Here is a 23,795-nt window from a genome sequence, read left to right on the forward strand (position 1 = left end):
CCCTCTCCCTTCATTGCGGAATGACTTCGGACAAACGGCAGACCAACACGTCCACTTCTTCGTCTTTGATTCGGTAACTGACCGGATTAACGATTAATCTTGATGTGACGTCAGCAATTTTCTCCAGCTCCACAAGCCCGTTTTCTTTCAGCGTCCGCCCTGTCGAGACGATATCGACAATGCGGTCGGCAAGCCCGATAAGCGGAGCGAGCTCGATGGAACCGTTCAGCCGAATAATTTCGACTTGCTCCCCTTGTTCGCGGAAATAGCTCGAAGCGATGTTCGGGTATTTTGTCGCCACGCGCGGCGCAATTTGCGGCATGCGCCCGTTTGGCAAGCCCGCCACCGCTAAATGGCACTTACTAATCTTTAAATCTAACAGCTCATATACATCACGTTCTTCTTCCATCATCACGTCTTTGCCGGCGATGCCCAAATCGGCCACCCCATGTTCGACATATGTGACGACATCCATCGGCTTGGCGAGAATAAAGCGCATATTTTCTTCAGGCACTTCCATCATCAGCTTTCTTGATTCAGCGAATTCCGCCGGGAGCGTATATCCCGCTTTTTGCAGCAATTCAAGCGCTTCGGCAAAAATCCGCCCTTTCGGCATCGCAATCGTCAGCACCGCTCACTCCTCCTTTCCTCCGCTGCCGAGCAAATAGGTAATCGGCTGGTATTTTTTGCTGTATGCGTCAATATCGCGGATGCCTAAAATATGCTGGAGCACGACGCGCTTCCCTTCCCGCCGCTTCGTTCTCGCAAGCTCCAGCGCTTCGGCGAACCGCTCCTGGCTAAACACGATGCACTCAATCGCAGCCTCCGCCTCTGATTCCCCGAGCGCTTCGATAAGCCGGTCAACGCGAACGCCAAACCCGGTTGCCGGGGCTTTCCGTGAAAATTTCTCCAGCAGCTCGTCATAGCGGCCGCCATTTCCGATCAGGAAGCCGACATGTTCGGCATATACTTCAAATAAAATGCCCGTATAATAACTCATATGGCTGACGAGCGACATATCAATTTTCACTGCGCCGTCCACACCGTACAATTGAAGCGCACTGGCAAGTTCGCAAAGCTCGTCGACCGCACGCTTTCCTTCCTCGCTATGGACAAGCTCTCTGGCATTTTCCATCGTCTTGTCGTTGCCGCGCAAATGCAATAATTGAAGCAAGCGTTTTTGATCAATAGAAGAAAGAGGAAGAGACTTCACATGTTCCCGATAGCCAACGTAATTTTTTTCGTATAAAAAACGGCGCAATACACTGGCACGTTCTTCATTTCCTAAAATTTCTAAAAACAGGGCATTGACATAGCCGATATGGCCGATCGCCACCGTGAAATTCCGCAGCCCGGTTTGCTTAAGCGCTGCGATCATGACACTAATGACTTCTGCATCGGCTGCAACCGTGCCGTCCCCGATGCATTCGACACCGATCTGTTCAAATTCCGCCGGACGCCCGCCTTCGCGCTGCTGGGCGCGGAACACATTCGCGTTATACGCAAGGCGGAGCGGATTGCCGTCTTGATAAAGGCGGGAAGCGGCCAGCCTTGCAATCGGGGCGGTCATATCGGGACGAAGAACGAGAGTATGCCCTTGCTGGTCGAGCAGCTTAAACAGCTGATGGTCGTCAATCGCCGAGGCGGCGCCGACCGTCTCGTAATATTCCAATGTCGGCGTTTCAATCAATTCATACCCCCATGTTTCGATTTCACGGACCATCGCCTGGCGAACACGTTTTTTGATTTCATATAAAAACGGCAAAGTATCGCGCATGCCGAGAGGTTTTTCAAACATAAACAACTTTTTCGTCATGTTCCACACGTCCTTTATAACAATGCTTTAGTTTGCTAATATGGTAGAGAAGTGAAGTTATTAGTAGTTTACTCCTCATAATCTCATACGTCAACTATAAAATGCATTTCAGGTAAAAGTGACGTACAAATAAGGATAAATCCGGCGAAAAGAATTTCGAAAACAGCAAAACGAGCAGGATGACACATCACCCTGCTCGTTCATACTTTCCTCTTCATCAAACACCCAACTCCTGTATTAAACGCTGAAATGTATAAAACGCCGGTTTCGGAGTATAATCATCTCTCATAATACCAAATTGATGGAACAGATCATGAACAGAACTGTCCGCATCACGCAAACCAAAAAGTTCATAATGCGTGATGTTCAGTTCTTGACGTAACGCATAAACGGTTCGGATGACCGCTTCCAGCACTTTAGCCTGATGTTCATACGATCTGTCTTCGCCGGTAAAAGGATGTTTCCCGGTAGGCCAACCGTTCTCAGTAATCCGTATAGAAACCGATTCAGGTATATGGGCAGTCTTCAAATTTTTTCGCGAAAGCGGCGCAGCACGTGCTCCACAGAAGCCGGTTTTCAGGTCAATCGATGCTTCAAATACATCCGCATAGAAATTATATCCGACATAATCCAATGACTCGACAAAAGTTCATCGGCCCAGCTGAAAAATGCTTTCCCAAAATTCAGGAACAACCGGGCCAAAATGATCCAGAACCGCGGCGCATCCGATCTTCACCTGCGCGTTAGCCGCTTCCGCCGCCTCCTTTGCTGCAATAATTCCCTGCACCAAAGCGTTTTGGACGTTCGGTTTGGAGCCTTCCGTAAAACCTCAAGTTCGCTTCGCCCGTAATTTGCAAGGAATCGAGAGCAAAGCTTATATTGTCGGATGATGGCACGCATCAGCTCGAGCCATCCATCCACCTCCATCCCTTCGTCTTGAAAGCCTAGTGCCATATCCCACTTTACTCCCATATTTACATAATGCTCCACGTAAGGTGAGGATGATTTGATGGACTTGGACTATGCAATCACCAAAATGATCCGAATCATGGGCAAACTGGAGTAAGTTTGACATCCAAGCAGCGTGTATACCTGAAACAGTGGAAGCTAAAAAACATCCAATCTATCTGGAACTTAATGAACAAAAAGTTAGTCAACAATCTACCAACCAAATGCACTGCCAAACTCGTTGGCTAAAGAGAAAAACAGTCTCCCACCTCTACATAAATGCAGGTGGGAGACTCAATGCCCTTTTCTCCGTTCCATCTCTTCTTTCGTGTAAATAATGCGCATCGGGTTGCCGGCGACAAACGCTCCCGCCGGAACATCTTTATGAACGACCGTGCCGGCGGCAACAACGGCGCGGTCGCCAATGACGACGCCGGGAAGCACGGTCGAATTGGCGCCGATCATCACTTCGTCGCCGATAACGACATCACCGAGACGGTATTCATCAATTAAATATTCATGCGCCAAAATCGTCGTATTGTAGCCAATCACACAATTGCGGCCGATTTGGATCTTCTCCGGAAACATAATATCCGGCATGACCATAAAAGCAAGCGCCGTTTTTTCCCCAATTTTCATGCGCAAAAACGTGCGGTACAGCCAGTTTTTCACCGCTAAAAATGGCGTATAGCGGCCGATTTGAATGACGATCACGTTTTTGAGCACTTTCCAAAACGACACGGTTTGATAAATTTGCCATAACGAATTGGCACCGGATACCGGATATTTCGTCGTCCGTCTCACGCATTTTCCACTCCTACAATCGCCAATAGATCGCTCATTTTTTCCAGCATAAAATCCGGCTTATATTGCTGCAAGTACTCTCGGCCTTTAATCGCCCATGCCACCCCAGCCGTTTTCGTGCCGGCGTTTTTTCCCGCCAAAATATCGTGATAATTGTCGCCAACCATTAACGCTTCATCCGGTGTTGATTGCAGCAAATCCAGCGCTTTATAAATCGGCTCCGGATCCGGCTTTGCATGCTGGACGTCATCAAGCCCGATGACGCAGTCAAAAAACGGTTCTAGTCTCGTTTTCTTTAATCCCATCACTGCCGTTTGATGAATTTTTGTCGTCACAACGCCAAGGCGGACCCCATTTTTATGGAGCGTTTCAATCGTTTCATACACTGTATCAAATTCGCGGATGAGCGCGTCGTGCTGCGCATGATTGAAAGCGCGATATGTATCAATCATTTCTTGCGCGCGCGACGGATCTAACGCGTTGAATGTTTCACTAAGCGGGGGGCCAATAAACGGCAAGATGTCCTCGCGCGTATATTTTCCCGGATAATATTTTTCCAGCGTATGCAAAAACGATTGAATAATTAATTCATTTGTATCGATTAACGTTCCATCAAGGTCAAATAATACGGTACGAATCTTCATAATGTCGCTTCCTTCCTTTTTGCTTCCTTTCCGCCGTTCCAAATAAAGCTGATAAGCATCGTTAATAACATGGCGGTCGCCAAACGGATGACAAGCAGCGGCCACACAGGAATGCCAAGCGGCACAAACACAAGCGTGTCTTCGATAACCGCGTGGCAAGATACGAGAAAAATAAACGCCAGCGTCAAATCACGCTTCGATACCCCGTCTTCTTTGACCGCCTGAATCATCACGCCTGCACCGTATGCCAGACCAAACACGAGCCCAGCCGCCAATGTCAATGAAGTGTTTTCTTTCATGCCGAGCATTTTTGTCAACGGCGCCATCCAGCGTGAAAAAACATGAATCCATTCTAACTCTTTCAATATTTGAATTCCAATCATCAGCGGAATCACGATCGCCGCCAGCTGCACGATCCCAAGGCACGCTTTTTTCACCCCGGCAAGCAAAATAGCCCCCCAGCCCGCCAGCTGCTCTGGAGAGTTGGAAACAAAGCCATATTGCGCCGCCTCACTTCCTCCTTGCCAAAGATGATGAATCAATAGCGCAGCAATGATTGCCAGACTGAGGCGGACGGCGACCATTAACGCAATGCTCATTCCCGTTCTTGAGGCAACAGTCGACTCGATAAGCAGATTGTGGGAAAACGAAAGCATGACAGCTAAAATCAGCACTTCTTTTACCGTTAAATCCAACGTTAAAATCGCGCCAATTGCCGCATACAAGTTTAATAAGTTGCCGAGCACAAGCGGAATTGCCGCGTCTCCTGGAAGCCCGATCCACTTCATTAACGGTGCGACAAGCTGAACGATCCATTGCAATACAGGAGTATGTTGCAAAACGGATACAATGAGCGTGATAGGAAAAATCACTTTTCCAAGCGTCCATGTTGTTTGCAATCCAACGGCAAACCCCCGCCGTAATATCCCAACCATATTCTCCTCTCCCCTTTTCTAATCGCTATACCGCTCTTTTGCCAACCCTTTCTTTCTTCGATATACCCATAAACATACCGAAAGTATAATAAGCATAACGGAAACAACTTGCGCCATGCGAAGATGACTTGTCAACATCAAACTATCGGTGCGCATCCCTTCAATGTAAAACCGCCCGGCCGAATACCAAATTAAATAGCTGAGAAACAATTCGCCGCGCCGCAGATTGACGCGCCGCAGCCACAACAGCAGCAAAAAACCGGCAACATTCCAAAGCGACTCGTATAAAAACGTCGGGTGGTAATATTGGCCGTTAATATACATTTGATTAATGATAAAATCCGGCAAATGCAAACTTTCCAAAAATTCCCTCGTTACCGGCCCGCCGTGCGCTTCCTGATTCATAAAATTGCCCCAGCGCCCGATCGCCTGCCCTAAAATAATGCTTGGCGCCGCAATGTCCGCGAGCTTCCAGAATGAAAGCCCCTTCGCTTTCGCAAAGACGATTCCTGTCGCGACCGCGCCGAGCAATCCGCCGTGAATCGCGAGACCGCCTTCCCAAATTTTCGGGATTTCCGATAGATGTTTCGAATAATAACTCCATTCAAAAATCACATAATAGGCGCGCGCGCATAAAATGGCGACCGGCACCGCGAACATAACAAGGTCAACAAACGTTTCTTTGGGGAGCCCGCGCCGCTCCCCCTCCCTCGTCGCCAGCCACAGCCCGATCAACACGCCCGCTCCGATAATGACGCCATACCAATAAATCGTGATCGGACCGAGATGCAAAAAAACACGGTCAAGCGGTTGAATCGTCGCATCCATTGCTTTCTTCTCCTCCTAACTGTTATTCGTAATCATGCTCCCCATCTTCAATCGCATCGGTCAGGCGCGCGGAAAACTCCTCCGCCGCGTTAACCCCCATTCGCTTCAAGCGGAAATTCATCGCGGCCACTTCGACAATCACCGCCAGATTTCGCCCCGGCCGCACCGGTATCGTTAATTTCGGCAATTCTGTATCAAGAATTTTAACTTTTTCTTCTTCCAATCCGAGGCGATCGTATTGTTTATTCGGATCCCAAAGTTCCAAATCGATCACTAATGAAATGCGCTTATGCGTCCGCACCGCTCCAGCGCCAAACAATGTCATCATATTAATAATGCCTAACCCGCGGATTTCCAGTAAATGCTCAATCAACTCTGGCGCACTGCCAACGAGCATCCCTTCATCTTCTTGGCGAATTTCAACACAGTCATCTGCGACGAGCCGGTGACCGCGTTTGACTAATTCAAGCGCTGTTTCGCTTTTGCCAACTCCGCTCTTGCCAGTGATTAATACTCCGACGCCGTAGACATCGACCAGCACACCGTGAACCGCTGTTGTCGGCGCCAATTTACTTTCCAAATAGTTTGTCAAGCGGCTTGAAAGGCGTGTCGTTTTCATCGTTGAGCGCATCACCGGCACCGATTGTCGCTCGGAAGCTTCGATCAATTCCGGCGGAACTTCCAGCCCGCGCGATACGATAATCCCTGGAGTAATATCGGTACAAAGCCGCTCCATTCTGATTTTTTTCTCTTCCGGGCTCAATGTTTCATAAAACGAAAGCTCCGTTCTGCCTAACAGCTGAATCCGCTCGGCCGGATAATACGCGAAATAGCCCGCCATTTCAATGCCAGGGCGGGATAAGTCGCTCGTTGTTATCGGTCGGTAAATTCCTTCCGCACCGCTCACCAATTCCAGCTGGAACTTTTCGATAATATCTTTTGTGCGCACTTTCGGCATGTTGGATTTCTCTCCTTTCTTGTCTTTTTCCATTTTAGCATTTTTCTTTCTCGCATTGAAAGGGAAACATCCATCCAAATAAAAAGGAGGCGGATGCCTCTGTTCCGCCTCCAACGTTTATTTTTGCAGCAATGGCTCAATGATCGCTTTTTGCACGAGCAAATGGAAAAAGGAAAGAACAATTGAAGCGAGGAGCGCCGTGCCGAATCCGTCAATTTCAAAGGCGTTGCCCATTAACGCCGCCGTCATCAGCAAAGTAATCGCGTTAATGACGAACAAAAATAATCCGAGCGTCAAAATCGTCACAGGCAATGTCAGTAAAATTAAAACAGGGCGCACGACAATGTTTAAAATGGATAAAATCATGCTCGCAATAAAAGCGGCGCCGATGCCGCTAAATTGAATGGAATCAAAATACCCGTCAATCGCCATCAATAAAACCGTGTTCACAAATACGCCAATCAACCAATTAATCATTTCCTATCACCGTCTTTTTTCATGATGATCCTCCATTTGCTTATGCCCCTTCTTCCATCATCTGCAGAGAAACGGAGCCCGCTTTCGAATCCGCGTATACATGAAACGGCGGTTTAGAAGGGTTTTCACATGCAAAACGGAGTAATTTTTGCGCAGTCTCTTGCTTTTCCTCCACAGGCGACACGTTCGCGTGCTGGCAGATCAAGCCGCCGAGGTTCGTTCTGATTTCTCCTTCCAAACATATATTGCGGGGAAGCCGCAATGCAATATTTCCTGTGACGGTTTTTCCGGTAATGACCCCATCTTCTCTTTCCGTTGCATACGCAATCCCGCCGCTAAACGTCCGCAGCCGCACGTAACGGTAATTTCCCTCCAGTTTGATTTCCCCATGGATCGTCTCCGCTTCCACTTCCTCTACTGCGCCGCGCTCAAGGATGATCGACCCATTTGCCGTTTCCAATTCCGCTTCTTCCGCGAAAAGATGTTGAAGCGTGATCGAGCCGTTCACGTTTTTCACATGCAGCTTGTTTGCGTGCAGGCGCTCCATCTCGATATCCCCGTTAAACAAGCGGAAATGTGCATCTTGATAGTGTGCTTGCGGGACATAAATCGTCGCATTTGTTTTTATAAACGGTTTCGTGACAGAAAAGCGGAAGCGCCCGTTTTGCACGAAAAACGACGTCTCTTCTATAAAGGACCGCCGCGCCGCGTCCGGTGATTCAAAACGGTAAACTTTCGCTTCACATTCGACGCGAACGTCCGCTTGTTCCCATGGTACTACTTTAATATTCCCGTTCGCAATATGCACATCGATTTCTTGCAAAGCAACATCGTTTTGTTGAAAAACATGTCTCACTTCCACTGAATTGGCAAATGGAAAATCAAATTCTTTCACTTTTTTAACGGTTGCATCAAAAAAATCAACCAATTTCTCTTTCAGCGAATCCATTTTTACGGAATGCTGTTTTCCATTCGCATGCGACCCGGACACATGATGCCAATCAAGCAAGCCGGTGGCGCTTTTTTGTTCATCTAGCTTTTCCAGCAGCGTTAGCGCCTCTTCTACTGTTAGTTTTCCGTCCTGCACCATTTTTAATATGCGTTTTTTCTCTTCCATAGGTGCTTCCCTCCCATTTATGTTATTTTAATACCCGAATTCCTTGCACAATATTCCAAACTACAATGACCAAGTTAACGATTCCCGCGATGGCAAAACCGATCCATACAAGCCCGCCTCCAACTAAAAAAGAAATATCGCTGTATTGATGCATAGCCCCCATCGTAACGCCAAGAATAATAAAAATTGCGATCGTGGCAGCCGGAATGCAATGGGACAGAAACGCTTTTTTCGCATGTTTTTTCACTTCTTGATCATCGGCAACAAAATAAACGATCACCGGAAAAATAAATCCGGCAAAAAGAACGCTGAAATAACATAATGACGCGAGCACTTTGTTGGAATTCACGAAAAATTCCTCCTTTTGTTTTTATATACGCCCGTCATCAAGAAAAGTTTCATCAAGATATGAGCAGAGAAAAAACGGCAAAGGCTTATGCCCCTGCCGTTTCATACAATGCCCTCATCCGTTCGCGGTCGCGCTCCAAAATCGGTTTTAAATAACGGCCAGTATACGAATGTTTTGCTTCAGCCACTTCTTCCGGCGTTCCCGTCGCCACGATTTGCCCGCCTTGTTCGCCGCCTTCCGGACCAAGATCGATAATGTAGTCCGCCGTTTTTATGACATCGAGATTGTGCTCAATCACGAGAACGGTATCCCCGTTATCGACTAGGCGCTGCAGCACTTTCAATAAGCGGGCAATGTCGTCGACGTGAAGCCCGGTCGTCGGCTCGTCTAAAATATAGAGCGTCCGGCCTGTCGAACGGCGGTGCAATTCGGCAGCCAATTTGACGCGCTGCGCTTCTCCGCCCGACAACGTCGTTGCCGGCTGCCCAAGCTTCATATACCCTAAACCGACATCATACAGCGTCTGTAATTTCCGCTTAATTTTCGGGATATTCCCGAAAAACTCAAGCGCATCTTCCACTGTCATCTCAAGCACTTCCGCAATATTTTTTCCTTTGTATGTCACTTCCAGCGTTTCGCGGTTATACCGTTTGCCATGGCATACTTCACACGGAACATACACATCCGGCAAAAAGTGCATTTCGATTTTAATAATGCCGTCACCGTGGCACGCTTCGCATCGCCCGCCTTTGACGTTAAAGCTGAAGCGGCCTTTTTTATACCCGCGCACTTTCGCTTCATTCGTCGCCGCAAACACTTCGCGAATATCGTCAAACACGCCCGTATATGTCGCCGGGTTGGAGCGGGGCGTGCGGCCGATCGGCGATTGGTCAATGTCAATGACTTTGTCTAAATGTTCAAGCCCTTTGATCGTTTTATGCTCTCCTGGTTTCGCCTTCGCGCGCTGCAATTTTTGCGCAAGCGCCTTATACAAAATTTCATTGACGAGCGTGCTTTTTCCGGAACCGGATACGCCGGTGACCGCGACAAACGTGCCGAGCGGGATTTTCACCGACACATTCTTCAAGTTATTTTCTTTCGCGCCGACAACCTCAATCCATCGTCCATCCGGTTTGCGGCGCTCGCTCGGAATAGGGATGAATTTTTTCCCCGATAAATATTGCCCGGTGAGCGAGTCCGGGTTGTTCATCACTTCTTGCGGCGTTCCGGCCGCAACGACGCGGCCGCCATGAATGCCCGCACCCGGCCCAATATCAATTAAATAATCAGCGGCAAGCATCGTATCTTCGTCATGCTCAACGACAATAAGCGTGTTGCCGATGTCGCGCATGCTTTTCAGCGTCGCAATCAAACGGTCATTATCGCGCTGATGGAGCCCAATCGACGGCTCGTCCAAAACGTAAAGCACCCCGGTTAAGCGCGAGCCGATTTGCGTCGCCAGACGAATGCGCTGCGCTTCTCCGCCAGAAAGCGTTCCGGCGGAGCGGTTGAGTGTTAAATAATCGAGGCCGACGTTCTTTAAAAAGCCGAGGCGCTCGCGGATTTCGCGCAAAATGAGATGGGCGATTTTTTGTTCTTTTTCGCTCAGCTGCAAGTTTTCAAAAAAGGCAAGCGCCTCCGTAACGGAGAGGGCCGTCACTTCGCCGATATGTTTGCCGCCGACGAGAACGGCGAGGCTCTCTTTTTTCAAGCGGTTTCCTTTGCACGTCGGACATGGCTGCTGCGCCATATATTTTTCCATTTGTTCGCGGACATAATCAGAACTTGTTTCCCGATAGCGGCGCTCCACGTTCGGAATAACCCCTTCAAAAACGATATATTGCTCGCGAATTTGCCCGAAGTCGCTCTGGTAGCGGAAGTAAATTTTCTCGCCGCCGCTGCCGTATAAAATTTTATCGAGCTGCTCTTTCGGCAAATCTTTTACCGGCACGTCCATGTCAATGCCGTAATGGTTGCACACCGCTTCTAACAGCTGCGGATAATATTGCGAGCTTTGCGGCTCCCACGGAGCGATGGCGTGCTCGCGCAATGACAGCTCATTGTTCGGAATGACTAAATCGGGATCGACTTCAAGCGTCGCCCCAAGGCCGTCGCAATCCGGGCAGGCGCCGTACGGGCTGTTAAACGAAAACAGGCGCGGCTCAAGCTCGCCAATCGAAAAGCCGCAATACGGGCACGCATGTTTTTCGCTAAACAGCAGCTCTTCCTGGCCAATGACATCAATCAGCACTTTTCCGTCCGCAAGCTTCAAAGCCGTCTCTAATGAATCTGCCAAACGTGTAGCAATCCCGTCTTTAATAATAATCCGGTCGACGACGACCTCAATCGAATGTTTTTTATTTTTCTCAAGCTCAATCGTTTCTGTAAGCTCCCGCATTTCCCCGTCGACGCGCACGCGCACATACCCTTGCTTGCGAATATCCTCCAGCGTTTTCGCATGCGTCCCTTTCCGCCCGGAGACGATAGGAGCGAGAATTTGCATTTTCGTCCGTTCTGGATAGGAAAGAAGCCGGTCGACCATCTGCTCGATCGTCTGCGATGTAATTTCGATGCCATGCTCCGGACAAACCGGACGGCCGATGCGGGCAAACAAAAGCCGCAAATAATCATAAATTTCCGTGACCGTTCCGACAGTCGAACGCGGATTGCGGCTTGTCGTTTTCTGGTCGATCGAAATCGCTGGCGACAGCCCTTCAATCGCATCGACATCCGGCTTATCCATTTGCCCTAAAAACTGGCGGGCGTATGCCGAAAGTGATTCGACATAGCGCCGCTGCCCTTCCGCATAAATCGTATCAAACGCAAGCGACGATTTCCCCGAACCGGAAAGCCCCGTTAAAACAACGAGCTTGTCACGGGGAATTTCGACGTCGATATTTTTTAAATTATGGGCTCTCGCACCTTTGACGATGATTTTATCCGTTGCCATACAATCATCCTTCCGCTTTTAACTCGAAAATAATATCGCGCAATTGGGCTGCCCGCTCGAAATCGAGCGCCTTTGCCGCCTCTTTCATTTCTTTTTCCAAATCGGCAATCAGCTGTTCCCGTTCTTTCTTTGTCATCTTGCTGTAAGACGGTTTCGCGTCGTATGTTTCTTTTTCTTCCGCCGCATATGTCGCGCGGATGACATCGCGGATTTCTTTTTTCACCGTCTGCGGCACAATGCCGTGCTCACGGTTATATGCCTCTTGAATCGCACGGCGCCGTTTTGTTTCATTAATCGCAATTTCCATCGATTTCGTAATCGTATCGGCATACATAATGACATGGCCATTCGCGTTTCTTGCCGCGCGGCCGATCGTTTGGATCAATGAGCGTTCCGAGCGCAAAAAGCCTTCTTTATCTGCGTCCAAAATGGCGACAAGCGAGACTTCCGGAATATCCAGACCTTCCCGCAACAAGTTGATTCCGACGAGCACATCGTATTTGCCAAGCCGCAAATCACGAATGATTTCAATGCGCTCAAGTGTTTTAATTTCCGAATGCAAATACGCGACTTTAATGCCGACTTCTTTCAAATAATCCGTTAAATCTTCCGCCATTTTTTTCGTCAGTGTCGTCACGAGCGTCCGCTCATTCCGCTTCACGCGCTCCTGAATTTCCCCGATTAAATCATCGATTTGCCCTTCAATCGGCCGGACGTCAATCGTCGGATCCAACAGCCCTGTCGGACGAATAATTTGCTCGACGACTTCCGGGCTATGTTCGAGCTCATACGGGCCAGGAGTGGCGGAGACATAAATAATTTGGTTGATTTTTTGCTCAAATTCCTCAAACGTTAACGGGCGGTTATCAAGCGCAGACGGCAAGCGGAAGCCGTGGTCGACAAGCACTTGTTTTCTCGCCCGGTCTCCGTTGTACATGCCGCGAAGCTGCGGCAAGGTCACATGTGATTCATCCACGATAATTAAAAAATCGTCAGGAAAATAATCGAGCAGCGTATATGGCGTCGATCCTGGCGGGCGCAGCGCCAAATGGCGCGAATAGTTTTCAATTCCCGAGCAAAAGCCCATTTCCCTCATCATCTCCAAATCGTAGCGCGTCCGCTGCTCGAGCCGCTGCGCTTCCAGCAGTTTCCCTTGTTCCCGCAATTCGCGCAGCCGCTCTTCAAGTTCTTTTTCAATATTTTCGATCGCTAAACGCATTTTTTCTTCCCGCGTTACGAAGTGGGAAGCCGGAAAAATCGCGACATGCTCGCGCTCCCCGATAATTTCTCCCGTCAGCGCGTCGACTTCGCGAATGCGGTCAATTTCATCGCCAAAAAATTCAACGCGAATACAATGCTCGTCCCGAGAAGCAGGAAAAATCTCCACGACATCCCCGCGAACCCGGAACGTTCCGCGTTGAAAGTCAATGTCGTTCCGTTCATATTGGATATCGACAAGACGGCGCAGCAAAGCGTTGCGCTCGATTTCCATGCCGACGCGCAGCGACACGACAAGCTCGCGGTATTCTTCCGGCGATCCTAACCCGTAAATGCATGATACGCTGGCGACAATAATGACATCGCGCCGCTCAAACAGCGCCGATGTCGCCGAGTGCCGCAGCTTGTCAATTTCATCGTTAATCTTCGCGTCTTTTTCAATATACGTATCCGTCTGCGGCACATACGCCTCTGGCTGGTAATAATCGTAGTAGCTGACAAAGTATTCAACGGCATTGTTCGGAAAAAACTCCTTCAGCTCGCTGTACAATTGCCCTGCCAACGTTTTATTGTGGGCAATCACAAGCGTCGGTTTATTTACTTCTTTTATGACGTTCGAAATCGTAAACGTCTTTCCTGTTCCCGTTGCCCCTAACAATGTTTGGTGCTTCACGCCTTTGCGAATGCCTTCGACCAGTTTGGCAATCGCTTGTGGCTGATCTCCTTGCGGCTGATATGCTGATACTAACTCAAAACGGTCTCCCACCGATTCGACCTCCTGTTTCGTTTCCTCATATTTCTCATTGTAGCACATTGGCAAAAAAGATGCATAAAAAAGCGAACTTATATTCGTTCCAAAATAGAAAACGTCTTCCAATGAAAAAACGAACGGCATTTTTGCCGTTCGCCGCGATCAAACACGCTTATTTTTTTAACTGTTTCACCATTTTCCGCGCATACAAAAACCCAACCGTCGTGGATACGATATCCGCCAAAATTTCATGCAGATCGTCCGTGTATCCTTTAAAATAAGATGCGACAAGCAACGCGACTGTCAATAATGTTCCGATATAATGATTGTACGTGACGCGGGTAAATAACAGCACAAGCAAACATGGCACAATTAATGCAATCAAAAACCACATATGAAATCCCCTTAATTAGACGGCTTCTAACGCCCATTTTTTCCGTTCTTTGACAAACAACAGCCCAAGCTCATGATGTTCGTCCTCATATAACGCCCCTTGGACGAAACGGATTTCTTCGTTTTCATCCATTACTTCTAATTTACAAAATGCCCGGTTTCGTTGCAACGCTTCATAAAATTCCGCTTCCGTTTTTACCGGCATCCCGTTCACTTTCATGATCACTTCGCCAATTTGCAGTTCCATTTTTTCCGCCTTCGAGTGCGGAAGAATGCCTAAAATGACAAGCCCATGTTCCCGCTTTGCAAAATGCGGAGGTTTCAAACGGTCTTGCCGATGCAGATAAAAAGCAAGCCATTCCCTTCCGGCCAGCGCAAGCGCCGCCGCCACGATGGAAAGCGGCGCATACCAATACCCGCCAACGGCAAACAGGCTCACCCCCCATGCCAGCAGCAGCACTTTCTGGCCGGCAAAACGAATGGAAGCTTTCGGAAGCGTCCCTTGGACACGCTGGGAAAAGCCGATTAAAAACGGCACAAGCATCAATGAATAAGAACCCCCATCATAAGGAAACAACGGCCACCATGAAAACGGGGGCGGAAGTTCCCCGGACACCGGCAGCAACACAGGAATGAGCCAAAGCCGCTGTGACCAGTGCTCCCCGACGACCAAGCCGCGCTTGCTTTTCGCCAGCTGCGGAGACGTTTCAATGGCGCCGTTGCGTAAAATCAGCCACGCTTCAACAAAAAGCAATAAAGCAAGCAACATGGCGAGCGCCGCCATATTCGCCTCGGCAAGATCAGGAAAAAAGCGTTTCATAGCTGGAAAGACCTCTTTATTGCTTGCCAGAAAACTAATGATCAACAGCGCCGTTCCCACCGTATACGCCGGAGAAAGCAGCCGCATTTGCAACGTCAATCCAAACGCGACCGTCACAAGGGCAATGAGCGAAACGGCATCGCGCGGCAACGCGATGCCGGCAGCGACCGCCGCCAACGATAAAATCAACCCAGCGGCGAGGCCGCTCCGCCAAAAAAATTTGCTTTCCTGAAACGGACTGTACACGCGAATATGAAAATGCTTTCTTTCCCGCTTTACACGCCGCCATCCAGCGGCAAGCGCCAGCACTATCCCAAAGTAAAACAACGGCTGCGCAAATAGCCGCAAAACGCCTTTGAGCGCCTCCAACACCCATATGGACATACCGCCACCACCTCATATATCGCGACCTTTTATCTCTTATTCTACCAAATCGCTGTCATAAATCCTATGATCGCACGCAATATTTTTTCCGCATCTTTTGCCGCTTGATGCCGAATCGTTCCGCACCACCACTTTCTTTGCCGAATCCGCACTAGTTTTGTCAAGCAGAAAGGAATTCCGGGCGCTGTGGAAAATGATATAAAACAAGATGAAATAAGGAGGAATCATATAAATGGAATTAAAAACGAGCATTGTCGCGAAACGCCTTGGGGTATCGCCGAAAACGATTCAGCGCTGGGTCAAAAAATATCATATTCCATGCCAGAAAAACGAAGCGGGCCACTACGTATTCGACGCCGAAACAATCTCTTTGCTGGAACAAATAAAATTTGAACACGGAACGGCATTGGAACAGCGCGATAGCCAAGAACCGCCAAACAAAACCTCCGCTGAAGCGCTATTCACCGTTTATAATCAGTTCGCCTCCCGCCTCCAGCACATCGAACACCAGCTCGATCAAAAAGCAGACGATGTCGTTTCCGTTCAGCTTCTCCAGCATCGCCAAGAAATCGAAGAATTAGCCTCCCATCTTCATAAACTCGAACAGCGCATTGCCAAATTGGAAGAAAACGCGCATAAAGAACAAGCGAACGCAGCGGAAAAAACGAAGAAAAAAGCAAAACGCCGCGGTCTCGGACACTTTATGAGTCTGTTTACGTAATTACTGCCATCAAAAAACTCCTTTCTCTTTTGCGAGAAAAGGAGTTTTTTACTGGCAACATTCCTTTACATTTTCTTCACTGATTTTTTATTATTTTTTAATGATCGTTATTTATAATGAACGGTGCTTTCTGAAGCTTCATCAAAAAGGAGCGGAACAATAATGGGAATGAAGCGAAACGAACGAACAGCGATCGGCATCGCTTTGCTTCTTTTAGCTGTTTACCTTTCTCCGCTTTATATACTTGGGGAAGATGCACACATCCGGGTACATGACAACATGGACTCCAACATTGCTTGGTATAAAGTGCTGGCGCGAAGCGGCGAGCTGTTCGGCCCGCTCAACGCCACGATTCCGCAAGTGATTAACGGGCTGCCGCGCAACGCGTTTGGCACCGAATTCAGCGGCATCGTTTGGCTCCATGCGCTGTTCCCTTCGATGGTCGCATATGCGCTCAGCCAGACGATCACCCGTGTTTTTGCGTTTATCGGCATGTATGCCTTGCTAAAAAGGCACTTCCTTCCAGATGAAGAGTCTTATCTCATCCGCGTCGGCGCGTCACTGGCATTTGCACTCACTCCGTTTTGGCCGTCGGGAATGTTGAGCACACTCGGCATGCCGATGGCGCTATGGGCGTTTTTAACGATCCGGAAAGGCGAAGCGACATGGAAAGAATGGCTTGTTCTTGTGCTGCTGCCGTTTTACGCTAGCTTCGTGCTCGGATTTTTCTTCTTTCTTGCCGCAATGGCGCTGCTATGGCTGCGTGACATCATCGTCCAAAAGCGGTGGAACTGGCCGTTTTTTGGCGCGATTGCGTTGATGACAGTCATTTTTTTCGCCATTGAATATCGTCTCGTTTATTCTCTCGTATTTGGCGAAGAACCGACAAGCCGCAACGAATTTCTTTCTTCGCGGCTCCGTTTTCTTCATTGCGTGCGGCTTACGTTCAAAAACTACTTGTTCGGTCATACGCATGTGATGACCGTGCATACGTTTGTCATTCTTCCTGTTTTATGGATCGCATTCTTTTTCGCTTGGGCGAAGCGGAGCGAAACGCTTGAAAAACGGTTTATTTTCCTGTTTGTGCTGAACTTTGTCTTGTCGACATGGTACGCGTTTTGGTTTTACAAAGGATGGCAGCCGTTAAAAGAACGCATTTCTTTGTTAAATACGTTTAATTTTGCCCGCTTTCACTTTTTGCGGCCAATGGTCATCTATTTAGGTTTTGCGTTGGCGCTGCAAATTCTCTGGAAACAGGGAATCCGGTGGCGGCGTGTCGTTCCTGCCGCTTTGGCGCTCCAGCTGTTGATTCTTGGCGGCTTTAACGAAGAAATCCGCTACCGCCTCATCGGCACGCCTTCGTTTAAAGAATTTTACGCGGAACATTTGTTTAACGAAATCAAACAATATATCGGCAAACCACAAAGTTCCTACCGCGTCGCCAGCGTCGGGCTTCATCCGGCGATCGCGCAATATAACGGGTTTTACACGCTCGATACGTATAACAATTTTTATCCGTTGTCTTATAAGCATCAATTTCGCAAAATTATCGCCAAAGAGCTCGATAAAAGCCCTGTTCTTCAAGATTACTTTGACCATTGGGGCAACCGCGTCTATCTGTTCTCCGCCGAGCTTGGCAAGCATTACATGTTCCGCAAAACATCGCATAAAAAAATTCATCATTTCGATATCAATACGAAGGTGTTTAAGCAGATGGGAGGGCGCTATATTTTCTCTTCCGTCCCAATCATGAACGCGAAAGAAATTCACCTCCGATTGTTAAGAACGTTCGAAGATTCGCAATCCGTTTGGAAAATTTATGTATATGAAGTGGAATAAGAAAGGAGGAGGCAACAATGCAAAAACCGGTTTTGACGATCGTCGTTCCTTGTTATAACGAAGAGGACGTTTTGCCGGAAACGATCAAACAGTTAACGAACGTCTTGGAACATCTTATGGAGGAACATTTAATCGCGGGCGGAAGCAAAGTATTGTTTGTCGATGACGGCAGCCGCGACCGCACATGGGAGCTTATTGAACAAGAGAGCGAACGGAACCCGCTTGTCACCGGCATTAAGCTGTCCCGCAACTTTGGCCACCAAAAAGCGCTGCTCGCCGGATTGGAAACGGCGAAAAACGATTCCGACTGCGTCATTTCCATCGACGCAGATTTGCAAGACGATGTTTCCGCCATCCGCGAATTTGTCGTGAAATATTGGGAAGGCTATGATATTGTTTATGGAGTGCGGCGCAGCCGCGATGCTGATACATGGTTTAAAAGAGCGACCGCGCAATGGTTTTACCGGTTCATGCAAAAATTAGGAGTTCATGTAGTGTACAATCACGCCGATTTTCGGTTAATGAGCAAGCGCGCTTTGGAGGAATTGAGCCGCTATACAGAGGTGAACATCTTCTTGCGCGGAATCGTGCCGCTGCTTGGCTTTCGGTCGGCGAAAGTGTTTTATGACCGCAAAGAGCGGTTTGCGGGGCAATCGAAATATCCGCTTAAAAAAATGCTGTCATTTGCGTTTGATGGGATAACTTCTTTTAGCATCGCGCCGATTCGCTTCATTACATTCATTGGATTTCTCGCTTTTTTCCTTAGCAGCATCGCCGGCATATACGCGCTGGCCGTCAAACTGCTCGGCCATGCCGAATCGGGATGGACATCCATCATTATTTCGATCTGGTTCATCGGCGGCTTGCTGCTAATGGGAATCGGCCTTATAGGAGAATACATCGGGAAGATTTATCAAGAAGTAAAAAGACGGCCGCGGTTTACGATTGAAAAAACGTTGCGTTCCCCAGCGCTTCCGCCACTTTCCAAAAAAGAAAAGGTGCAATTATGAATCAGCCGTTTCTGCGCTTTTTGCTTGTCAGCATTATCCACACTGCGGCCGGATTATCGATCATGCATCTTCTTTATCGTCTCCCCCACGTTCCGTATTGGCAGGCAACATTGGCCGGCATTGCGGCCAGTGCGGTCATCAGCTACATACTGAACCGAACGTTTACGTTTCAAAGCAATGTCTCCATTATCAAAAGCACGTTCCGCTTTATTGCGGTCATGATCGTATGCTATTATTGTTCGTACCGCCTGAGCACACAGCTCACTGATTGGGCGGCGCTGACAGCCGGCATCATTTCCCCCCGTCTGGCGAACAATGCCGCGATTTTGCTTGGCGCGGGATTTTATACGATTTTGAATTATATCGGGCAAAAACAGTTTGTATTTTTTCGTTAAAAAAACGGGCAACGCTCAAGGCGCTGCCCGTTTCGCTTTTATTGAAACAACACTTTCATCGCCGTTTTTAGCTGAACATCATTGTCTTCATTGCGAATCGCATCCATCACTTTTGCCTGCAATACGTCGGCAGTGTTTTTATCGATTTTTCCGGTTGGCGGAAGTTTGTTCGCTTTTTGGAACGCTTTAACCGCCGCCTCGGTTTCTTTGCTGAAGTAGCCATCGGTGCGGCCCGGGTCAAAGCCAATCCCTTTCAACATTTGTTGGGCATTTTTCACTTGTTCGTTGTTCATATCAAAGGAAAGTGCTTTTTCGATATGAAGCGGACTGGCGTGGAAGTAATCCGGCTGTTTGACTTCAACATCCGGCTTAACTCCTTTCTTATGAATCCAATGGCCTTCCGGCGTCAGCCATTTATAAAGCGTTAATTTTATGTTGCTGCCGTCCCCCATTGGAATCGCTTGTTGCACCGTCCCTTTTCCGAACGATGTTTCGCCGACAAGCTTGTATCCCCCCGCTTCTTTCATCGCGCCAGCCAAAATTTCCGAGGCAGACGCGCTGCCTTTGTCAATTAACACGACGATCGGATACGGCTTTTTCGCGGTCAAATCGGAATAAAAGCGCTGCTTATCGCCATTGCGCTCTTCAATTTGCACGTACGGTTTGTCTTTCGGGATGAATTGTTTTAAAATTTCTTCCACGCTTTGCAAATAACCGCCCGGATTGCCGCGGACATCAATAATTAAACCATCGATATGATCTTCTTCCAGTTTCGCCAGTTTCTTTTTAAAATCTTGTGCGGTATTTTCGGAAAACGACGTCACTTCCAAATAGCCGACTTTTTTCCCGTTATACGTTTTTACGGAATCATACACCGTTTCAATCGGAATTTCGTCGCGGACGACTTTCACTTTAATGACGTCTTTCACGCCGGGGCGAAGAACATCCAATTGCACTGTCGTCCCTTTTTTTCCGCGAATTTTCAACACAGCTTCATATAAATCAAGCCCCTCGAGGCTTTCGCCATTCACCCGCAAAATTTGATCATTCGGCTTTAATCCTGCTTTTTCCGCCGGTGAGTTTTTTATCGGTGCGACAATCGTCACTTTTCCGTCAATCATGCTGACTTCGGCGCCGATTCCTTCAAACGAAGAATCGAGCGACTCGTTAAATTGTTCGGTTGTTTTTTCGTCCATATAAACAGAATACGGATCGTTCAGCGTGCTGATCATTCCTTGGATCGCGCCTTGAATTAATTTGTCGTCGTCGACTTTTTCCACATAGCGGCTTTTTATCAATTCATAAGCCTGCTCAACTTTTTTCAGTTCTTTCTCCTCATTGTCCGTCAATGTTTTATCCGACGCAACCAACGATAGATCATGATCGCCATCAGGTGCCGCCAGTTGCATGCCCGCATACGTGCCGCCAGCGCCGATTAGCATCGATAAAACCATAAGCATTGCTGTTGTTTTTTTATTCACACTTTCTCCTCCTCACCCTATGCCATACAGGAAAGGCACCACACAACATGTCGTGCGATGCCTTCTATTTTCATCATATGATCAGCTTGTACACCGTATGATCGCATTCTGTCTCTCTGCATTACTAGTTTACACATTTCCCGTTGTTTTCTCAACCCAATAGGTTTTGAAAAAAAAATCAGGGTATTCCAAAAATGAACACCCTGCTGTGCTGTTGGACATACATTTTGTTTGTCATCTAACACCCTTTTGCGCCCATTTCTCCATTCGTTACGGCAAATCAATCAGCATAAAACGCGCGCCGTTTCCGGATGTGATATGCAGCGCCGGCGTTTCCGTAATCCGCGCCGAATCGCGCTTGTGCAACACCGCCTCCCCGTTTAACGCAACATCGCCTTCAATCACAAAGAAAAAGATTCGGCGTCCTTCTTGCTGCGCAAATGTAAGCTCACGTCCCGCTTCTAAATCGGAAAGATAAATCGTCAAGTCTTGATGAATATGAGCAATTTCCGGAGAAGAAGGGTTTTTCGCCACAACCGGAAGCAGCGCATTTTTCATTTTCTCGACATTGAACGTCGTCCGCTCATACGACGGGGTTAACCCGCGGACTTCAGGCAAAAACCATAGCTGTAAAAAATTCACTTCTTCCGTTGGCGACGGGTTTGTTTCTGAATGAATGATCCCCGTCCCCGCCGACATCCGCTGCACGCCGCCAAACGTTGTCGTCGCGGTATGTCCTGCGCTGTCTTCATGTTTTAAATATCCTTTCAGCACAATCGAAACAATTTCCATTTCTTGATGAGGATGGGCGCCAAATCCCCGAAGCGGAGCGACAAAATCGTCGTTTAATACGCGCAACGGGCCAAACTGAAGATTATTAGGATCATAATAGTCGCCAAAAGAAAAACTATGGTATGTCTTTAACCATCCATAATCCGCATGATAGCGGGATTGCGCGGGATATATTTGCATCATGTGCACACACTCTCCTTATTGGATTTATCCAAAAATAATCGCATCGAGCGAATACTGCCCCGGACCGGTGAGCGCCACCCCTATGGCAACCGCAATAATTGCCAGATTATACTCATAGCCGTTTTGCGTCACCCAATATCCGTTTGGCCCATGCACTTTTGCGATTGCCACAATCATCGGCACAACCATTAATAAAGCAGCCAGCGGAGTCCATAAACCGATGGCGAATAAAATGCCGCCGGCCAGTTCGCTTGCCCCTGCCGCAAGCGCCATCGCCTTTCCTGGTTTTAATCCGATCGACTCCATCCAGCCGGCCGTTCCCTTCAGCCCGTGCCCGCCAAACCAGCCGAACAACTTTTGAGCGCCATGCCCCGCGAATGTTAGTCCAAAAACGAAACGGATTAATAACAATCCGATGCTTGCCATCACCAACACACTCCTTTTGTCATTATCTTTATTTCATAAATCTCGAATTCAAGATAAAAGTATAAAACTGTCATCCGGATCTGTCAACCAAAAATGATTGCCCCCGATTAAAAATAGATTTCATTCACCGGACTGCAAACGGAATTTTATGCACGGCTTTGCGATCCGTCCAACATACAGGCAAAAAACCGAGCAGTGAGGCACTGCTCGGTTTCATATTTAAAAATTAATATAATCCAGCGGATTTACCGCATTGGATTTTGCCGGATTCCATTGGCCGCGATGCAGCTCAAAGTGAAGGTGAGGGCCTGTGGAACGGCCTGTATTGCCCATATAACCGATGACTTGCCCTTTGCGGACGGCTTGTCCCTCGCCGGCAAGGCGTGCTTCAAGATGCGCGTATACGGTCGTGTATACTTGCCCGTTAATCACATGAGTAATGAAAATGACGTTGCCATAGCTGCTTGAAAAATATGAGCGGAACACGTATCCGTCAGCTGCCGCAACAACAGGAACAACCGCACCGCGCTTACCGATATCGATTCCCGCATGGAATTCGCCGCCGCCAAAGCTGCGATAGCCGAATCCGGACGTAACCGGACCGTTCGCCGGTCTCATAAACGCACCGCTTGTAACAGGCGGAACGTTCGATTCGCTTCGTGAACTTGATGAACCGCCGCTGTAAATGCTTCCGCTTCCGGATGAAGATGTATGGCTGGCAGCCGCTCTACGTTTTGCTGCTTCTTCTGCCCGTTTTTTCTCCATCAGCTGTTGAAGCTGGTATTTGACAGCTGCTTCCTGCTTTTTCAACAATTCTTGTTCTTCCGCGAGCTCCATTTTCAGTTCATAATGTTCTTGCTCTTTTTGTTTTAAATTGGCCATTAACTGATTCTTTTGGTTGATTTGCTCATTTAATGTCTGCTTAAGCTGCTCCAGCTCTTTCAAATCCGCTTGAAGTCGGCTTAGTTTATCGGTAAGTTCCTTTTCTTTTTTCTCTTTTAGCGCTTTATCGGCCTGTTGTTCACGAATAATTTGTTTGTCCGCTTCAAAAATAGTTGTCACTGCGCTGATGCGGTCAATGAAGTCGCTGAAGCTTTGCGACCCAAGCAATACTTCGAGATAGCTGATCACTCCGCCACTTTCTTGCAGCGAGCGCACGCGCTCTTTTAAAATCTCGTTCCGCTTTTCGATGCGCGCTTGCACTTCAGCGATTTCGCGCTTCAATGTTTCCACAGCTTGTTCTGTTTGTTGAATGTCCGCCGACAAGCTGCGGATTTTCCCACTTGTTTCTTCCACTGCTAAATCGAGCTTTTTAATCTCCGCAGAGAGCGATTTTTGTTGTGTCTGCAATTGTTGGATTTGTTGATCCGCGTTGTTGATTTTATCTTGCACCGCAGACTGTTTGGAGCGAATATCATTAATTGCATCCCGTTTTTCTTGAATTTCCCGGTCGCTTACCGCGTCCGCAAAATGCGGAAAAACGCCGATGCTCAACACTGTCGCCGCCGCAAGCGCCATTACTTTCCTTCTTTTCATCAATCTATTCCCCTCTCCCT

At 48.2% G+C, this 23,795-nt stretch carries 24 protein-coding genes; 4 read left to right on the plus strand and 20 right to left on the minus strand.

Annotation, left to right across the window (positions count from 1 at the left end; genetic code table 11):
- Positions 1-10: 10 nt before the first annotated feature.
- The 16 genes from hisG to AOT13_RS21190 all read right to left on the minus strand — a co-directional run bounded on the left by hisG (position 11) and on the right by AOT13_RS21190 (position 15,556).
- Complete coding sequence (gene hisG, locus AOT13_RS00865) at positions 11-631, minus strand: ATP phosphoribosyltransferase (RefSeq protein ID WP_003248066.1); 621 nt, start codon at positions 629-631, stop codon at positions 11-13.
- Between the two features lie 3 nt (positions 632-634).
- Positions 635-1,816, minus strand: coding sequence for an ATP phosphoribosyltransferase regulatory subunit (locus AOT13_RS00870; protein ID WP_042384562.1), 1,182 nt, complete (start codon positions 1,814-1,816; stop codon positions 635-637).
- A 217-nt stretch (positions 1,817-2,033) separates the two neighbouring features.
- Positions 2,034-2,450, minus strand: coding sequence for a hypothetical protein (locus AOT13_RS00875; RefSeq protein WP_232511549.1), 417 nt, complete (start codon positions 2,448-2,450; stop codon positions 2,034-2,036).
- Between the two features lie 608 nt (positions 2,451-3,058).
- Positions 3,059-3,568, minus strand: coding sequence for an acyltransferase (locus AOT13_RS00880; protein WP_003248061.1), 510 nt, complete (start codon positions 3,566-3,568; stop codon positions 3,059-3,061).
- Positions 3,565-4,212, minus strand: coding sequence for a pyrophosphatase PpaX (gene ppaX, locus AOT13_RS00885; protein ID WP_013400002.1), 648 nt, complete (start codon positions 4,210-4,212; stop codon positions 3,565-3,567). The genes AOT13_RS00880 and ppaX overlap by 4 nt, the downstream gene beginning before the upstream one ends.
- The gene (locus AOT13_RS00890; protein ID WP_042384565.1) at positions 4,209-5,147 is read right to left on the minus strand and encodes a nucleoside recognition domain-containing protein; all 939 of its coding nucleotides are present in this window, start codon (positions 5,145-5,147) and stop codon (positions 4,209-4,211) included. The genes ppaX and AOT13_RS00890 overlap by 4 nt, the downstream gene beginning before the upstream one ends.
- A gap of 18 nt (positions 5,148-5,165) precedes the next feature.
- On the minus strand, positions 5,166-5,975 hold the full coding sequence (lgt, locus tag AOT13_RS00895; protein ID WP_042384567.1) for a prolipoprotein diacylglyceryl transferase: 810 nt from the start codon (positions 5,973-5,975) through the stop codon (positions 5,166-5,168).
- 22 nt (positions 5,976-5,997) lie between these two features.
- Entirely contained in the window at positions 5,998-6,933 is a 936-nt protein-coding gene (gene hprK / locus AOT13_RS00900; protein ID WP_003248054.1) for an HPr(Ser) kinase/phosphatase, read from the minus strand.
- A gap of 117 nt (positions 6,934-7,050) precedes the next feature.
- Complete coding sequence (locus AOT13_RS00905; RefSeq protein ID WP_013399999.1) at positions 7,051-7,410, minus strand: phage holin family protein; 360 nt, start codon at positions 7,408-7,410, stop codon at positions 7,051-7,053.
- Positions 7,411-7,450: 40 nt separating this feature from the next.
- A complete protein-coding gene (locus AOT13_RS00910) occupies positions 7,451-8,527 on the minus strand; it encodes a DUF4097 family beta strand repeat-containing protein (RefSeq protein ID WP_042384570.1) in 1,077 nt (358 codons plus the stop codon).
- Positions 8,528-8,549: 22 nt separating this feature from the next.
- Entirely contained in the window at positions 8,550-8,876 is a 327-nt protein-coding gene (locus tag AOT13_RS00915) for a magnetosome magnetite crystal formation protein family (RefSeq protein ID WP_003248048.1), read from the minus strand.
- An 85-nt stretch (positions 8,877-8,961) separates the two neighbouring features.
- Positions 8,962-11,826 (minus strand): excinuclease ABC subunit UvrA, encoded by a 2,865-nt coding sequence (uvrA, locus tag AOT13_RS00920; protein WP_042384571.1) that lies wholly within the window; start codon positions 11,824-11,826, stop codon positions 8,962-8,964.
- A gap of 4 nt (positions 11,827-11,830) precedes the next feature.
- Positions 11,831-13,810 carry an excinuclease ABC subunit UvrB gene (gene uvrB, locus AOT13_RS00925; protein ID WP_003248044.1) on the minus strand — a complete coding sequence of 660 codons (1,980 nt, stop codon included), beginning with the start codon at positions 13,808-13,810 and terminating at the stop codon, positions 11,831-11,833.
- Between the two features lie 157 nt (positions 13,811-13,967).
- The gene (locus AOT13_RS00930; RefSeq protein WP_003248042.1) at positions 13,968-14,189 is read right to left on the minus strand and encodes a CsbA family protein; all 222 of its coding nucleotides are present in this window, start codon (positions 14,187-14,189) and stop codon (positions 13,968-13,970) included.
- 15 nt (positions 14,190-14,204) lie between these two features.
- Positions 14,205-15,392 (minus strand): PDZ domain-containing protein, encoded by a 1,188-nt coding sequence (locus AOT13_RS00935; RefSeq protein WP_042384575.1) that lies wholly within the window; start codon positions 15,390-15,392, stop codon positions 14,205-14,207.
- A gap of 41 nt (positions 15,393-15,433) precedes the next feature.
- Positions 15,434-15,556 carry a hypothetical protein gene (locus AOT13_RS21190; RefSeq protein ID WP_255210112.1) on the minus strand — a complete coding sequence of 41 codons (123 nt, stop codon included), beginning with the start codon at positions 15,554-15,556 and terminating at the stop codon, positions 15,434-15,436.
- 68 nt (positions 15,557-15,624) lie between these two features.
- Between AOT13_RS21190 and AOT13_RS00945 the strand changes: the two genes are divergently transcribed.
- From AOT13_RS00945 to AOT13_RS00960, 4 genes are all read left to right on the plus strand, one after another.
- Positions 15,625-16,113 carry a MerR family transcriptional regulator gene (locus AOT13_RS00945; RefSeq protein ID WP_003248037.1) on the plus strand — a complete coding sequence of 163 codons (489 nt, stop codon included), beginning with the start codon at positions 15,625-15,627 and terminating at the stop codon, positions 16,111-16,113.
- Positions 16,114-16,281: 168 nt separating this feature from the next.
- Complete coding sequence (locus AOT13_RS00950) at positions 16,282-17,952, plus strand: DUF6044 family protein (RefSeq protein WP_173662686.1); 1,671 nt, start codon at positions 16,282-16,284, stop codon at positions 17,950-17,952.
- A gap of 17 nt (positions 17,953-17,969) precedes the next feature.
- Positions 17,970-18,962: a glycosyltransferase family 2 protein gene (locus AOT13_RS00955; protein WP_042384579.1), complete on the plus strand. Its 993-nt coding sequence runs from the start codon at positions 17,970-17,972 to the stop codon at positions 18,960-18,962.
- Positions 18,959-19,357: a GtrA family protein gene (locus tag AOT13_RS00960; protein ID WP_013399992.1), complete on the plus strand. Its 399-nt coding sequence runs from the start codon at positions 18,959-18,961 to the stop codon at positions 19,355-19,357. The genes AOT13_RS00955 and AOT13_RS00960 overlap by 4 nt, the downstream gene beginning before the upstream one ends.
- Positions 19,358-19,395: 38 nt before the next feature.
- On the opposite strand, the gene AOT13_RS00965 is transcribed toward AOT13_RS00960, so the two are convergent.
- The 4 genes from AOT13_RS00965 to AOT13_RS00980 all read right to left on the minus strand — a co-directional run bounded on the left by AOT13_RS00965 (position 19,396) and on the right by AOT13_RS00980 (position 23,775).
- Complete coding sequence (locus AOT13_RS00965) at positions 19,396-20,838, minus strand: S41 family peptidase (protein WP_042384581.1); 1,443 nt, start codon at positions 20,836-20,838, stop codon at positions 19,396-19,398.
- A gap of 270 nt (positions 20,839-21,108) precedes the next feature.
- Positions 21,109-21,813 carry a pirin family protein gene (locus AOT13_RS00970; protein WP_042384583.1) on the minus strand — a complete coding sequence of 235 codons (705 nt, stop codon included), beginning with the start codon at positions 21,811-21,813 and terminating at the stop codon, positions 21,109-21,111.
- Positions 21,814-21,837: 24 nt separating this feature from the next.
- Entirely contained in the window at positions 21,838-22,239 is a 402-nt protein-coding gene (locus AOT13_RS00975) for a DoxX family protein (RefSeq protein ID WP_042384585.1), read from the minus strand.
- A 219-nt stretch (positions 22,240-22,458) separates the two neighbouring features.
- A complete protein-coding gene (locus AOT13_RS00980; protein ID WP_041269291.1) occupies positions 22,459-23,775 on the minus strand; it encodes a murein hydrolase activator EnvC family protein in 1,317 nt (438 codons plus the stop codon).
- Positions 23,776-23,795: the final 20 nt, after the last annotated feature.

The organism is Parageobacillus thermoglucosidasius (genome assembly GCF_001295365.1).
GTDB classification, from domain to species: domain Bacteria; phylum Bacillota; class Bacilli; order Bacillales; family Anoxybacillaceae; genus Parageobacillus; species Parageobacillus thermoglucosidasius.

Coding starts and splice junctions, on each gene's coding strand:
- AOT13_RS00870 (WP_042384562.1), bottom strand. CDS start 1,816: ATGACGAAAAAGTTGTTTATGTTTGAAAAACCTCTCGGCATGCGCGAT.
- ppaX (WP_013400002.1), bottom strand. CDS start 4,212: ATGAAGATTCGTACCGTATTATTTGACCTTGATGGAACGTTAATCGAT.
- AOT13_RS00890 (WP_042384565.1), bottom strand. CDS start 5,147: ATGGTTGGGATATTACGGCGGGGGTTTGCCGTTGGATTGCAAACAACA.
- lgt (WP_042384567.1), bottom strand. CDS start 5,975: ATGGATGCGACGATTCAACCGCTTGACCGTGTTTTTTTGCATCTCGGT.
- hprK (WP_003248054.1), bottom strand. CDS start 6,933: ATGCCGAAAGTGCGCACAAAAGATATTATCGAAAAGTTCCAGCTGGAA.
- AOT13_RS00905 (WP_013399999.1), bottom strand. CDS start 7,410: ATGATTAATTGGTTGATTGGCGTATTTGTGAACACGGTTTTATTGATG.
- AOT13_RS00910 (WP_042384570.1), bottom strand. CDS start 8,527: ATGGAAGAGAAAAAACGCATATTAAAAATGGTGCAGGACGGAAAACTA.
- uvrA (WP_042384571.1), bottom strand. CDS start 11,826: ATGGCAACGGATAAAATCATCGTCAAAGGTGCGAGAGCCCATAATTTA.
- AOT13_RS00930 (WP_003248042.1), bottom strand. CDS start 14,189: ATGTGGTTTTTGATTGCATTAATTGTGCCATGTTTGCTTGTGCTGTTA.
- AOT13_RS00935 (WP_042384575.1), bottom strand. CDS start 15,392: ATGTCCATATGGGTGTTGGAGGCGCTCAAAGGCGTTTTGCGGCTATTT.
- AOT13_RS00945 (WP_003248037.1), top strand. CDS start 15,625: ATGGAATTAAAAACGAGCATTGTCGCGAAACGCCTTGGGGTATCGCCG.
- AOT13_RS00950 (WP_173662686.1), top strand. CDS start 16,282: ATGAAGCGAAACGAACGAACAGCGATCGGCATCGCTTTGCTTCTTTTA.
- AOT13_RS00955 (WP_042384579.1), top strand. CDS start 17,970: ATGCAAAAACCGGTTTTGACGATCGTCGTTCCTTGTTATAACGAAGAG.
- AOT13_RS00960 (WP_013399992.1), top strand. CDS start 18,959: ATGAATCAGCCGTTTCTGCGCTTTTTGCTTGTCAGCATTATCCACACT.
- AOT13_RS00970 (WP_042384583.1), bottom strand. CDS start 21,813: ATGATGCAAATATATCCCGCGCAATCCCGCTATCATGCGGATTATGGA.
- AOT13_RS00975 (WP_042384585.1), bottom strand. CDS start 22,239: ATGGCAAGCATCGGATTGTTATTAATCCGTTTCGTTTTTGGACTAACA.
- AOT13_RS00980 (WP_041269291.1), bottom strand. CDS start 23,775: ATGAAAAGAAGGAAAGTAATGGCGCTTGCGGCGGCGACAGTGTTGAGC.